The sequence below is a fragment of the Flavobacterium sp. HSC-32F16 genome (genome assembly GCF_024171645.1).
Lineage (GTDB): Bacteria > Bacteroidota > Bacteroidia > Flavobacteriales > Flavobacteriaceae > Flavobacterium.
In genome coordinates this window covers 121,210-134,558 of the sequence record NZ_JALKAC010000001.1, presented here as the reverse complement: position 1 = coordinate 134,558, position 13,349 = coordinate 121,210, and the positions used below count along the sequence as shown (strand labels likewise).

The window sequence follows — 13,349 nt, the reverse complement described above, 5'->3', positions numbered from 1 at the left end:
AGTATTGTAATACAGAATTACAAAATTAATTGTTATTGAAATTTGTTAAATAAAAAGGTATGATAATTTGTTTGTCATGCCTTTTTTGTGATTTACATTTTCCTTTAAAATGTGTTTTTTTAGGATAACTTTAAAAAAAGCTTATATTTTATTTATTATATGTTTTTTTTTGCCAAAATTTATGAATTAAATAATTTTAAGAATACGTGCATATTTAATACATTTATAAAAAAATTCCACAAAACTATGAGTTATTATAAAATTGAAAATTTAGAACAATATTTTAAACATTACAATAAGTCAATACGAGAGCCGAGGAAATTTTGGGGAAAAATTGCTGAAGAAAATTTTACTTGGTATCAACAGTGGGAGAAAGTTGTTGATTTTAATATGGCTGATGCCGAAGTAAAATGGTTTACCGAAGCAAAAGTTAACATTACCAAAAACTGCATCGATAGACACTTAAGCAAAAGAGGAGATAAAACGGCTATTATTTTTGAGCCAAATGATCCTTCTGAAAGTGAATTACATATAACTTACAACGAATTATACGAAAGAGTTTCTAAAATGGCGAATGTTTTGCGCGAGCAGGGAATTCGTAAAGGAGACCGTGTTTGTATTTATTTGCCAATGATTCCTGAATTAGCTGTTGCTGTTTTGGCTTGTGCCAGAATTGGTGCGATTCACTCTGTAATTTTTGCCGGATTTTCTGCTTCAGCAGTGTCTGCCAGAATTAATGACTGTGAATGCAAAATGGTGATTACATCTGATGGAGGTTATAGAGGAAACAAAACAATTGATTTAAAAGCAATCGTTGATGAAGCTTTAGATACCTGTCCATCTGTTTCGAGAGTTTTGGTTGTAAAAAGAACTAAAACAGAAGTTTCAATGAAAGAAGGCCGTGATGTTTGGTTGCAGCCTTTATTAGACGCAGCCCTTGATAACAGTGTTGCTGAAATTATGGATGCCGAAGATCCTTTATTTATTTTGTATACTTCAGGATCAACAGGAAAACCAAAAGGAATGGTGCATACCACAGCCGGATACATGGTTTATACAGCTTATACATTCAAAAATGTATTCAGCCACGAAGAAAATGATATTTTTTGGTGTACTGCTGATATTGGATGGATCACAGGTCACTCTTATATATTATACGGACCATTATTAAACGGTGGTACAACTGTAATTTTTGAAGGAGTACCGTCTTATCCGGATTTCAGCCGTTTTTGGGATATTATTGAAAAACATAAAATCACACAATTTTATACAGCACCTACAGCAATTCGTTCATTAGCAAAAGAAAGTTTAGATTATATTCAAAAATATCCTCTAAAATCTCTTAAAGTTATTGGGTCTGTTGGAGAGCCAATCAACGAAGAGGCTTGGCACTGGTTTAATGACCACGTAGGAGATAAAAGATGTCCGGTTGTAGATACTTGGTGGCAGACAGAAACTGGAGGAATTATGATTTCGCCAATTGCTTTTGTTACCCCTACAAAACCAACTTATGCAACGTTGCCATTACCGGGAATTCAGCCTGTTTTAATGGATGAAAAGCGTAATGAAATCGAAGGAAACCAAGTTGTGGGCAGTTTATGTATTAAATTCCCGTGGCCAGGAATCGCAAGAACAATATGGGGTAATCACGATCGTTATAAAGAAACTTATTTTTCTGCTTTCCCTGGAAAATATTTTACAGGAGACGGTGCGTTACGTGATGAAGTAGGATATTACAGAATTACGGGCAGAGTAGATGATGTTGTAATTGTTTCTGGTCATAATTTAGGAACTGCTCCTATTGAAGATGCTATCAATGAACATCAAGCCGTTGCAGAATCTGCAATTGTAGGTTTCCCACATGATATTAAAGGAAATGCATTATATGGTTTTGTTATTCTGAAAGAAACTGGAGAAGTTAGAAATAAAGAAAATTTAACAAAAGAGATCAATCAATATATTTCTGATCACATTGGGCCAATAGCGAAATTAGATAAAATCCAATTCGTTTCTGGTTTACCAAAAACTCGTTCAGGAAAAATTATGCGTAGAATTTTGCGTAAAATTGCAGAAGGAGATTTCTCTAACTTTGGAGATACAACAACATTATTGAATCCGGAAGTTGTAGAACAAATTATGAAAGAAAGAGTGTAATACTCGATTTTATAAATATAAAAAATGCCTCTTAATTAAGAGGCATTTTTTTTGCTTTGTAAATAATTATAATTCTATTTAATTCCTAATCGAGATTTCAGTTTCAAGAACAAAAGCCCAATTTTATAAGCATCTTCTGCAGAAGAGTTTCTGTCGCTTTTAGGAATTTTATAAATCTCGCATAAATCGTTTAAAGAAAATTGTTTGTCATTAATATCAGTTAATTTTCGATACATAACATCAATGTCCAAAGCTTCATTTTTTAATCGGCCGCAATCTAATCTTTCTAGGGCAGCATTTAACATCTCAATGTCAAAATTGATATGATGGCCCACCAGAACAGCATTTCCCAGAAAATTAATAAAAGCCTCTAAAGCTTCAGCTTCTGGCATTTTTGTCATTTTACTTTCAATAATGAACTCATTAGAAAGTCCATTGTCTTCTAAGAATTTATATTGGAGTAAAACAGCTTCAAAATTTTCTTTAATTACAACACTGTCATCAATAACCGAAAAAGCTCCCAAAGATAAAATAACATCTTTGTTAGGATTTAAGCCCGAAGTTTCGGTAGACAAAACCACAAATTTGCTTGGTTTTGCCTCTAATTTTGTCAAGTAATCTTTCCAGAATTCCGGATATTCCTTGTTGATGTTTTTAAGCCAGTCTAGCATATTTATGAGAATTGTGTAAGTTGAAATTTACTCTTTATTAGTTCCTCAAGGTCTTTCATCGGGGTTAAAGCATTTTTTAACTTCTCTTTGTCTGTTTTAGACATTTCTCTTAAATTGATATATTGCCCCGAATCGTCATTTTTAAAACCTTCCATAGTTCTAAACTTTGAAAGTGTTAGAAAAGCTTCGGCACAACTTAAATATATTTCTGCGTTTTTAGAATCTGTGATAGCTAATTGCTTGAATCTTAAATATGTATTTTTAATTCCTTTGATATTGGCGCTTAAAATCAACAAACGTGCGCTGTCAATTAAAGGCATTAAAGCACGGGTTTTAATGTCAAATTTTCCTTTATGAGGACCTTCTTCTTCAACAATGAATTTTTTAAAGAAACTTAAAGGGGAGTTTCTTTTTAACGCATCATTACCTAAGAAATCAAAGAATAATGTATTGTTTACAGCATTTTTAAATACTACATTTTCAATAACTTCCTCGATTTTTGGTTCACCAATAACTATTTCATAATCAAAGAAAATACTGCTCAAATCATTACTGTTTTCACCTGGAGTATTCATCCAGCTGTTGTATTGTTTTGTCCAGTCACTCAATGATTTACACCATAACATATTGCTTCCCATGTGTCCGTTTGGACAATATTCATAACCCACTTTTTCAAGGATAGCTGTAGTGCGTTTTGCCAGTCTTAAGAAATAATCTTTTACTTCACGATATTTCTCCGGAGCAACATCTTCAAAAATCAAAATACTATCCTGATCTGTCAATAATAACTGCTCTTTACGTCCTTGACTTCCAATGCTTAACCAAGCAAATCTGGCAGGAGGAGAGCCTAAATCTAAAATAGACAATTCGACAGCACGTTTAATTATAGCCAGATTAATTTCGCTGGCAATATTACTAACGTGCGAAATTGGTATATTTTTCTGGATTGAGTTTTGAATCAAATCAGACAAACGATCACGAATTTGTTTTAGATCTTTTGGTAACTGTGAGCGTTTAATTTCTTTAATTAAAACACCCGGGTTACTAGCTTGAGCTACAACTAAATCGTGTTCAGAAATAATTCCTTTTACAGCAGATTTACTTGTACCGTCTTTTGTTACACAAAGGTGCGATACATTATGTTTCAGCATTAATAATTGAGCTTCGGCAAGAGAAACATTCTCAATTACGGTAACTACAGGCGAAGACATAATTTTATCAATCGTTTCAGTAATTGGATAACGGCCGGTTGCTATTTTCGAAGCTAAATCAGAATGGGTTACAATACCAATAGGATGAGTTTTTTCGCAGACTACGATATTATCAACCATCGATTCTGTCATTAAAATCGCAACATCTTTTACAACATGATGAGATTCAGTTGTTAAAGGTGAATTGTTGTAAGCAAGAGACTGAATATATTGTATTTCTGACTGTTGATCAATAAATACATTATCAGGATCTAATTTGCTGTTAGAACGCGCATTATCTTTTGTATGTCTTGAATTTATTGCAAAACTTTCAAGCAAAAAGTTTAAAACATCAGAATTATTGGCAACAAAAGGTCTGAAAACAGCAATTGGAATAGCATATATAATACTTTCTTCACGTGCTTTTGCTGTCATCATATAATTATTTTTGGCAAAAAACGGACGTAAGCCAAAAATATCGCCTTCGTGGCATTTATTAATAATAGTTTCCTCAGCATCAGCAATTGTCGTTAAATTAATAACACCAGATGCTACAACATAGAAACTGTCGTGCAGCGGATCATTATTTTGAAACAATACTGCATGTTTTTCTAAATTGATAACACGAATATTTGTAGCAATATCTGATAATTCCTGGAAGGTTAAATTATCAAATGGCGGGTATTCTTTTAAAAAATCAGCAATATGCTCAGCAATTGTATTCATATAAGTGATAATATTTTTTAAAATATTGAATGTAAAAATAATAAAATAAACTCGTACAATGAAAGCATCTTGATTAGAATCTGATTATTTTAAAGAAATGTTAAGAATTACTGGATTCAAGGCTTTAAAATGCTTTTTTGATCTTTCAAATTTGAATAATTATCTGATTATCTATAATTTAAAATCCAATAATATGCTTTTTTCAATTCGTTACAGATTCATTTTTAATGATACTGTTTCTCAGTTTATAAGAAAGAGAATAAGCTAACTCAACTAATGAAGGATCTGAATGATATACCGGAAGTTTTTTATAATTTCTATTTTACATAATATAAATTATAGTTCATTTGTGGTATAACTTATTAACTATACCAAATGGCTTTAAAACGATCTTCATTAGAGAATTACACTCTATTACTTGTTGAATTAAACAAGATGCGTCACACGAATTTCAATGCAAAAACATTTTTAAAAAAAATGCGCCCATTTTGCAAAACCTCTCATTTAAAGTTTAAAACATTATTTCTAAGAATCCGTGGTTCAAATATAGGAATTACAATTAAAGTTTGTACGGATTGCTTTATAGTAACACAATCTTTTTGTGTTCATGAATTTATTTTTTACTGCAATTCTCAGAAAACGCTTATTACAAAACTTCTTAAACATAATCTTTTAACACCTTAATATATGTCAACAATTATACTTTTAATTCAAAAACGAGAAAATTTAATCTTGGAATTAGCTGGTTTAAATCATGATTTAAACGAGTATTCAAAATATCCTGTAGAAACTGTTGACTTACTGGGGCTTAAACATCAGCATGATTTTACGATTAGAGAAATTAAAAAAATTGGTCAGCAGATAAATGTTTTTTTTAATTCTGAGATTTCAAACTATAAAAACAAATTTTTTGAAGTTGAAAAGAAAATAACCGAAGCTATATCAAAGAAAGAATTTACAATAAATGATTTACCTAAAAATCATTATTCACTTTGGCAGGATTCGGAAAATTAATTTTTTGCTACTCCCCTTTCGATTTTTCAATTGTTGCCGTAGGGTATAACGGCAACTAACTCACTCAAACCTACTAAAAAACAATGATTTCATATAAAGAAAGGCATCAAGCCCAAACTAAATTCAAGAACAATAATTTAAAACCTACTCTTATAAATATAGACTACTTAATTATCAATCTAGAGGGACAGCCGTTTGGTGAATTTCCCGAACATTCAAAGTTTCGCCTAAAACCTTATGAATACGGAACTAAGATTTTTGAACTTAGAGCAGATTTATATTATGAAGATTTAAAAATTGGAATTTATACAGCAAGACCACGCTCGGCAATTATGAGCGAACAATTTGCACAACTACAATTCGAAAACAATCTATTTTACACATTGTCTAACGATGCCTTAAGAGGTGTCATAAACGCTTTTTGCGATGAAACAAACTACATATTTAAGTCTGTTAATAGACTGGATATCTGCCTTGATAAGTCTGATATCAACAATTCTTACCGTAATTTATATAGTAATGTTGTTGCAGGTAACTACCTTATTTCGGGGCGTCCTAAAAATTTACAAAGCTATTTTGAAACCTATAAAGGAAAATCAATACTTAACGGTTTCCAAATTGGGAAAAGAACATCTGACAAAATAATACGATGCTATAACAAAACGCTGTCGTTGCAACTGACTGAAAAACCATATATAAACGAATATTACGCAAATAATGGTTTGAAAAATGACAATGTTTGGCGTTTTGAATATCAGTTAAATTCAGCGTTTTTTAGAGGTTTAAATGAATATTCAAAATTAGATTTAAATATCAGTCAAACAATGACTTGGGGTATTTTTGATAAAGCAAACCTTTATGAATTATTAAAAATTGCAAATAAAGGTTTTTTTGAACTTCGTGAGAATACTGGTAAAAGTCAAATCAATAAAGAAAAGCTTATAGTGTTGTTCGATTTTGATTTTTTACAATCTCAAATAACAAAATTCAATCCTATAATCAAACGTTTAAAAAGGGTTGTTCTTTCTTCGACAACAATTAAAAAACGCCTTGCAAAATCTCTATTTCGAGAATACTACGCAAACAATCAGGATATATCTTATATCGTTGCTCTAAATCTTTTACTTGAAGATTTAGACATGATTACAGAAAAACCACTTATGAATTGGTTTCAAAACAAATTACATTTCTATCTACACGAATTTAGAACAAAGGAAAAATTAGTAAATGATTTTGATTCTGAATTATTCCACGAACATCAACTTTTATTTCTATAAGCCATGAAAACACAGAATACAAGCCAAAAAGTAACTAAAACCCAATTAATGCATATTCTTGAATTAAGCTATAAAACTGCTTGTAAAGAATATCAAACAATTATTGATTCTCTTGCTTTAAAAAGGAACTATTTAACCGTTCAAGACTTAATAAACTACGGCATATTATAGGGAAAATTAGGGAAAAATAGGGAATTATAGGGAATTTTAGGGAACGTCGAATAATAGTTGCAATAACCTTTGTGAAAGAAATTAAACAAATAAAATTTATAACAAATGAAAATTGCAACTATTACAGGCGTTACAAAATCGCCAGAATTACAAGTAACAAAAGCAATCGGTGCTTTGATTCTTTCAAGTGATTTGGCTTTATCAGCCTTAACAACTGAAAAAATTAGTATTTACATTGAACGTGGAAACGGTTCGAATGTCATTTTAGCAAACAAAGTGTTGCTTAAAGATTTCATTTTAGCAAGTACCTACGGAACTGAAAACACGCAATCCGATGCTGATAATGCCCTGATTGCATTATGCGAATTGGCAGACGAAGGTTCAATTTATCTTGCAGATAAAGAGAGTATTAAAATTACTCTTGAAGATTTAATTACAGATAAACGTTACGAATTACATGGTATTGAAGAGCCACAACAAACGAACAATTTATTTTTCTTCGAACAAAAATCTGTTGCATCAGAAGAGTTCAACAAAAAAATTGATGTTCAGGGATTTGATTTGGCTGTTATGACTGTTGACGATTCAGTAAGTGATTTGTCTTATCAGTACTCAAATGGTCAGGTTGTAAAATATCTACCATTCGAATTGCAAACCTTAAGCCGTGATATTGACCCAATCCAAGCTGTTTTGTCAGATGGAAAAGTTTTACAAGGCTTAACTGATAGATTAACCTTGCCTTTAGTGGCTGTGGTTGGTATTGAAATCAATAAGTCACAAGGCTCAATTATTAATTTCGTCGTAAGATGTTTAAAAACTGTGTAAGCTATGGGATTTTTCAAAAAAATTGGAACAGCGATTAAGAAAAATGTTTCGTTCAAAAATTTGGTAAAGGTCGCTACTCCTATTATGGGCGCAATACCTTTCGTTGGTGGAGCGGTTCAAAACATCTCGCAGAATTTGCAAGATGCTCACGAAGCAAAAAAAGCAAACAATGCGGCGCAAGCTGAATATAATAATCAGCAAGCTTTAGCTGTAGCAAGTCAAACGGCTGGTGCTGTAGCAAATGCAGGTTCTCAGATTTTCGCAAAAGCCGTAACAACTGGGATTAATGACGGTTTAAGTACTGGATTTGTTCAGGGAAGCGGTCAGGTTGGTGCTACTGTAGTAAGTTCAACTATTAAGGTTTGGTTTCAAAGAAACTGGAAAATTGTTTTAGGTGCTGTCGCTGGTCTTATTGCATTGATTTGGTTTTTAAGACGTGACCGCAATAATTCAGGCAAAAGAGTTGCTAGAAAGAGATAGCAAACCGAAAAATTACTATCGAATCTATCTTATTGTATTTCTGATAGATTCGGCAGTAATCACACTAAAAAAACTGGCTGAAATCATATTATTAATTAAACACATTATAAAGTAATGGCACAAAATAAAAAGAATTATAATTCTAATAATCAGAATTATAGTAACAATAATAACCAACAAAAAGTAAAGCATTCAGGCGCAAAGTCTACTACTTACATGCCTGTTTCAGGACCAAATAAAGGTGTTGAACAGCATTTAACAACTGGTTGGAGATTGTCTAAAGGAGAATTGATTGCAATTAAATGTGTAACAACTACTAAATCAAATCTTTCAGAAAAAGGTTGGTTCGGTTCTGTAGCATGCACTTTTACAAACACTAAAACAGGTGTTCAATCTTTCCACTGGGGTACAATGCAGAAAAATGGCGGTAAAGTGGTAATTGACAGCATGGCTTTTGTCATTAACCCACGTGCAAAAAACGGAGGTTACGCAGGTACATTTATTCGCTCGAACTAATGTTTAAGGTCATATTAAAGTTCCTCCCTCTTATACTCCATGAGGGGGTGGATTTACTCAAAGAGTATTTAGAAAAAAGAAAACAATTAAAACAAAATAAGTAATGAAAAATTTGAAAGGAATTGTTTCGATAATTGGTATTATCGTTAAATATGGTGCGGTTGTAACTGCTATTTTAAAAGGTATTCAGGTCGTTTCTGATGAATTAGGTAAGCTTGATTTCGGAAAAGATGAACCGCAAACACCTACTAAACCTTTAATTACAGAAGAGAATGAGTAATTATCTAGGCAGAAAAGAATTAACTCGAGGTATACGAAATAATAATCCGGGTAACTTGGTTTTGACAAATATTGCTTGGCAGGGTAAAATTCCAAATGCTCAAAATACCGATAAACATTTTGAACAGTTTACAGAAGTGAAATTTGGTATTCGTGCCATGTTGCGAGATTTGACAAATGATATCGATAAAGGTAAAAATACAGTAAGGAAGCTTATAACTGAATATGCACCGCCATTTGAAAATGATACTCAAAAGTACATTGAGGTTATTTCAAAAGCTGTAGGCTTAGACCCTGACCAAACTATCAAAATTGTAGATGCAAAGTTTTACTTAGTCATTGCAAGGGCAATTATTAAACATGAATGCTCGCCTGATCATAATTTGATTTACGATTCGGACATTCAAGATGCTATTGACATTATGGGAGATTACAATCTTGCAACCGTTACGGTAACGGCTAAAAAGAAATTCAAATTCAATTATTTGATTATTCCTGTACTGCTTTTTTTTTATACTGTTTACAGCGTTACAGTCTAAACAAACGCCCAAAAAGATAAAAATTATTAATTCAAAATTTAAACAAGATGTTAGATAAAATCAAACTTTTTTACGCAAACAATAAAACTATTGCAAATGTTGTATTAGTTGCTGTAGCAGGACTTTTAGCTTATAAATTATTTAAGAAAAAATAATTATGGCTCAAAGAGAGATAGTTAATAGAACAAAGAGCCAAGCCAATACTGTTTGGCTCTTTGATTTTCTGCAAAAATACTGGCTTTTATGCGTCGGTATAATTGTTTGTTATCCATTATTAAAAAAATGGTATGCTAAATTCACACAAGATGCTGAGGAAAAAGCTTTGGAAGATGCAGAAAAAGATTTAAAAATTGCGGTTTCTAATCCAATGACAAAAGAAATTGAATTGAACAAAATTACACCTCGTAAAGAAGTTCATGACATAGCAGAATCTTTGGCAGTATGGTTGGGAACAAATAAGCAAACGAAAGATTCACCTTGGTACACTTGGATAACTGAGCCGTTTTCTAATTTCGAAAATGAAAAGGAAACAATTAACGAGTTATTGAAAGTAAAACAAGTTACAACTGTTCCTTTAGTAATCGGCTGTTATTATGTTATTACAAGACGTGATTTAAAGGCTGATTTAAAAAAATATTTATCAACCTCGGAATTAAAAAAAGTTCCGTTATTTAATTAATCAGATATGAACTTTATTCAATATATAGATGATACTTATGCAGTTAAAGTCAAAGAACTTGAAGCATTTGAGGGATATTCTGTAAGAGGCATTCAAACGCCATTTTTTATATTATCAGTATTTATTGATAATAAACGTGTTCAGGGTGTTGACTTTATAAATTACGATAGTTTGCCTATGCTTTCGGTGATTAATGATTTAGGGAATGTCGATTTAAATGTAATTCCAGAAAATTATTTTGCTACTGCATTTACGGAAATTTATTTAAGCGTTCCTTATTCAAATGGTTCAAGTAGTGTCGAAATTTCAAACTTTAGTGATTTTCAAAAAAAACCATTAAGATACCTTAAAGAATATAAATTACCTCAATTTCGTTTAGATGGTCGTTTTACTGCGGGTTCAGGTTATCAGGTAGATACAAGGGTTTACTCATTTATGAGATTGGGAACAATTCAGGGAGATAATAAATTTTACACTCTAGGAATTGACACTTATAGAAACTCGACTCATTTGGATAGCGTGGACTTTCAGGGAGAAAGTCCAAATTATATTAGAAATGGCTATGATTTAGTTAGTTCTTTTCCTGTTCAGAATAATGGTGGTATTGTTCAGTTTGGCGATTATTACATAAAAATGACTACTACAAAAACGTCATATCCTTATGGCTTGGCAGTTTGGATTTTTACAGATATTCGAACTAATGAATTTTGGGTATTAGTCAATTATATAGAAGTTGGCACAAGTATCATAAAAAAGGGTGAATTTGATATGTCGACCTTTGTTTGTGTGAACGGTGGTTTTAAGATTAAAAACCTGCTCCATGAAGTAGAGATTCAAATTAGTAATATTTATGGCTAATACTACTCCAACGCCTTACAGCTGTACAATCTTTAATAAAGATAAATCTATAAGACCTATTAAAATTGAGTTTTGCAAGTCAATATTTTACCTTCATAACTGGTGTAAAAATGTCGGATTTGATTATCACTACATTAATATTTACAATAGGAAGACTGGTAATTATATTTCTCGGCAATACTTCAATGATTATATAATAGATAAGCCTTTGTATTAATTTACAAAGGCTTGTCTATTTAATGCAAAACATCAATTTGTTAAAATTTAATTAAACCGTGAAAAATTAATTATTATTGCTTGTAGAAATAAATAAATAAAGTTGTATTTTTGTGCAAGTTGTTTGAAAAACGACATCGTTTATCAAATAGTTTAATTCATAAAATACGGTTTTCCGTAATTTAATAAAAAGAAAACCTAGCACAATGGCTAGGCTCTTTAGTAAAGTTAAAGTATTGGTAGTACTCTAACTTAAAATTAAATAAAGTAATGAATTATTTCCCATGCAATTGTGACTGCGGAAATAATGATCTGGAATTTTATCCATTTCGGCGGTAATTTATCCATGATTTCAAAGAAAAATTTTAAGCCCTGCTTACACCATGTAAACAGGGTGTTTTTCTTATTTGTAAAAATACACATTCTACTTCTTACAGGCAAGGCTTCTATATCACCTAATTTAAAGACTTATTAACAACTATTTACTCATAAGTGGAGTAATTAGATAGGTATAATTATTTATTCTTTTATAGCAATTGACAAAGTGAAATTAAAATTATTGGCACTATATTTGAAAATCTTTAGTAATTATAAACTCACAAAACAAAAACCACATGAAAAAAATTACTTTACTACTTTTTATTTTACTGTCAATACCAGTTTTTGCTCAGGATTCAGATATGAAAGTTTATCTTGAAAAATCAGACATTGCGACAATTGAGCAGTACGAGCTAATAAAAAAAGTTAATTCTATTTATCCCGATATTATGATAAGTAAACAGGTTAAAAATAAATTTAAAAATAATTTTAAAACTAACGAATTGCTTTCTGCTGATTTGATTTATGAGAATGTTTCAAAATTTAAATTGTATAATGTCACAATTTTAGATAATCGATGTTTGTCTTATACATTTGTTACTCCTGATAATGTGTTAACATTTGGGGAGGTAAGAATGTTTGATGGTAATACAGTTAGAACCCTTTACAAGCTTGATAAAGGAAAATCATTGATGCAGTATTTTATAAATGGTAAACTAATAAATGAAGTAAAGGGATAAACTTTACCTATTAATATTCAATAAATAAGCCCCAATAAAACGGGGCTTTTTTTATGTTCCAAATTTTTATATATTAGATTTCTTCAAAAATACGGGTTAAAAATTCTGTTGATAAAGTTGTTAACATCTTCTTGGACATACTGCAAATCATACTATAAATTATAGTTCATTAATATATAGCTTTAAATATAGCTTATCCATTTGTAAACGTTTAATTATGTTTCTAATGAATCTGATATTGTTCTTCATATTTCTTGTATTTGAAATGATAATTTTTTTTTTTTTTTTGAAATGATACCTTTATCTAGATTCCATAATTGAGTTTATAAAATAATATGTTGTATTATGATACTGAATCAAATTTCTCTTATTTCGAAAATATTTTTTTATTTCTCAAATATTGATTTTTTGGCTGATCATCTGGTAAGCTTTAAATTTCTCATATTTCGAAAATAAATTTATTTTTTTTCAAATAACGGATTTATAAGAATTCAAAATTCAACAATAACTTATCATCTGGTAAGCTTTAAATTTCTCGTATTTCTAAAATAATTTAATTTTTTTTGAAATAACGAATTTATAAGAATTCAAAATTCAACAATAACTGATCATCTGATAAGCTTTAAATTTCTCGTATTTCGAAAATAAAAATATTTTTTTTCAAATATCGCATTTATACGCACTCAATAAAGTAAA

The 13,349-nt window shown here is 30.7% G+C and carries 13 protein-coding genes; 11 read left to right on the top strand and 2 right to left on the bottom strand.

Translation table 11 applies throughout. The features are described 5' to 3' along the window. Window positions 1-246 precede the first annotated feature (246 nt). On the top strand, window positions 247-2,154 hold the full coding sequence (gene acs / locus L1276_RS00685) for an acetate--CoA ligase (RefSeq protein ID WP_253784442.1): 1,908 nt from the start codon (window positions 247-249) through the stop codon (window positions 2,152-2,154). Between the two features lie 74 nt (window positions 2,155-2,228). Here the strand turns inward: acs and L1276_RS00680 are convergent, their stop codons facing one another. Beyond that, window positions 2,229-2,825, bottom strand: a complete 597-nt coding sequence (locus L1276_RS00680) for a 3'-5' exonuclease (protein ID WP_253784439.1) — start codon at window positions 2,823-2,825, stop codon at window positions 2,229-2,231. 2 nt (window positions 2,826-2,827) lie between these two features. Beyond that, window positions 2,828-4,741 carry a DUF294 nucleotidyltransferase-like domain-containing protein gene (locus L1276_RS00675; protein ID WP_253784438.1) on the bottom strand — a complete coding sequence of 638 codons (1,914 nt, stop codon included), beginning with the start codon at window positions 4,739-4,741 and terminating at the stop codon, window positions 2,828-2,830. 687 nt (window positions 4,742-5,428) lie between these two features. Between L1276_RS00675 and L1276_RS00670 the strand changes: the two genes are divergently transcribed. The 10 genes from L1276_RS00670 to L1276_RS00625 all read left to right on the top strand — a co-directional run bounded on the left by L1276_RS00670 (window position 5,429) and on the right by L1276_RS00625 (window position 12,653). Further along, the gene (locus L1276_RS00670; RefSeq protein ID WP_253784436.1) at window positions 5,429-5,755 is read left to right on the top strand and encodes a hypothetical protein; all 327 of its coding nucleotides are present in this window, start codon (window positions 5,429-5,431) and stop codon (window positions 5,753-5,755) included. A gap of 83 nt (window positions 5,756-5,838) precedes the next feature. Further along, window positions 5,839-7,032, top strand: a complete 1,194-nt coding sequence (locus L1276_RS00665) for a hypothetical protein (protein ID WP_253784434.1) — start codon at window positions 5,839-5,841, stop codon at window positions 7,030-7,032. A 276-nt stretch (window positions 7,033-7,308) separates the two neighbouring features. Then, on the top strand, window positions 7,309-8,028 hold the full coding sequence (locus L1276_RS00660; protein ID WP_253784431.1) for a hypothetical protein: 720 nt from the start codon (window positions 7,309-7,311) through the stop codon (window positions 8,026-8,028). 3 nt (window positions 8,029-8,031) lie between these two features. Continuing rightward, on the top strand, window positions 8,032-8,508 hold the full coding sequence (locus L1276_RS00655) for a hypothetical protein (protein WP_253784429.1): 477 nt from the start codon (window positions 8,032-8,034) through the stop codon (window positions 8,506-8,508). A 114-nt stretch (window positions 8,509-8,622) separates the two neighbouring features. Beyond that, window positions 8,623-9,024: a hypothetical protein gene (locus L1276_RS00650; protein WP_253784427.1), complete on the top strand. Its 402-nt coding sequence runs from the start codon at window positions 8,623-8,625 to the stop codon at window positions 9,022-9,024. Between the two features lie 103 nt (window positions 9,025-9,127). Further along, window positions 9,128-9,304 carry a hypothetical protein gene (locus L1276_RS00645; RefSeq protein ID WP_253784425.1) on the top strand — a complete coding sequence of 59 codons (177 nt, stop codon included), beginning with the start codon at window positions 9,128-9,130 and terminating at the stop codon, window positions 9,302-9,304. After that, on the top strand, window positions 9,297-9,842 hold the full coding sequence (locus L1276_RS00640; RefSeq protein ID WP_065450150.1) for a hypothetical protein: 546 nt from the start codon (window positions 9,297-9,299) through the stop codon (window positions 9,840-9,842). The genes L1276_RS00645 and L1276_RS00640 overlap by 8 nt, the downstream gene beginning before the upstream one ends. 157 nt (window positions 9,843-9,999) lie before the next feature. Continuing rightward, a complete protein-coding gene (locus tag L1276_RS00635) occupies window positions 10,000-10,521 on the top strand; it encodes a hypothetical protein (RefSeq protein WP_253784424.1) in 522 nt (173 codons plus the stop codon). A 6-nt stretch (window positions 10,522-10,527) separates the two neighbouring features. Further along, window positions 10,528-11,379, top strand: a complete 852-nt coding sequence (locus L1276_RS00630; protein ID WP_253784423.1) for a hypothetical protein — start codon at window positions 10,528-10,530, stop codon at window positions 11,377-11,379. Window positions 11,380-12,209: 830 nt separating this feature from the next. Further along, entirely contained in the window at window positions 12,210-12,653 is a 444-nt protein-coding gene (locus tag L1276_RS00625) for a hypothetical protein (protein ID WP_253784421.1), read from the top strand. Window positions 12,654-13,349 lie beyond the last annotated feature (696 nt).

What these genes read in the sequence shown, in the direction of transcription:
- L1276_RS00650 (WP_253784427.1), top strand. Translation starts at nt 8,623, where the DNA reads ATGGCACAAAATAAAAAGAATTATAATTCTAATAATCAGAATTATAGT.
- L1276_RS00635 (WP_253784424.1), top strand. Translation starts at nt 10,000, where the DNA reads ATGGCTCAAAGAGAGATAGTTAATAGAACAAAGAGCCAAGCCAATACT.
- L1276_RS00655 (WP_253784429.1), top strand. Translation starts at nt 8,032, where the DNA reads ATGGGATTTTTCAAAAAAATTGGAACAGCGATTAAGAAAAATGTTTCG.
- L1276_RS00645 (WP_253784425.1), top strand. Translation starts at nt 9,128, where the DNA reads ATGAAAAATTTGAAAGGAATTGTTTCGATAATTGGTATTATCGTTAAA.
- L1276_RS00675 (WP_253784438.1), bottom strand. Translation starts at nt 4,741, where the DNA reads ATGAATACAATTGCTGAGCATATTGCTGATTTTTTAAAAGAATACCCG.
- L1276_RS00665 (WP_253784434.1), top strand. Translation starts at nt 5,839, where the DNA reads ATGATTTCATATAAAGAAAGGCATCAAGCCCAAACTAAATTCAAGAAC.
- L1276_RS00625 (WP_253784421.1), top strand. Translation starts at nt 12,210, where the DNA reads ATGAAAAAAATTACTTTACTACTTTTTATTTTACTGTCAATACCAGTT.
- L1276_RS00660 (WP_253784431.1), top strand. Translation starts at nt 7,309, where the DNA reads ATGAAAATTGCAACTATTACAGGCGTTACAAAATCGCCAGAATTACAA.
- L1276_RS00630 (WP_253784423.1), top strand. Translation starts at nt 10,528, where the DNA reads ATGAACTTTATTCAATATATAGATGATACTTATGCAGTTAAAGTCAAA.
- acs (WP_253784442.1), top strand. Translation starts at nt 247, where the DNA reads ATGAGTTATTATAAAATTGAAAATTTAGAACAATATTTTAAACATTAC.
- L1276_RS00670 (WP_253784436.1), top strand. Translation starts at nt 5,429, where the DNA reads ATGTCAACAATTATACTTTTAATTCAAAAACGAGAAAATTTAATCTTG.
- L1276_RS00680 (WP_253784439.1), bottom strand. Translation starts at nt 2,825, where the DNA reads ATGCTAGACTGGCTTAAAAACATCAACAAGGAATATCCGGAATTCTGG.
- L1276_RS00640 (WP_065450150.1), top strand. Translation starts at nt 9,297, where the DNA reads ATGAGTAATTATCTAGGCAGAAAAGAATTAACTCGAGGTATACGAAAT.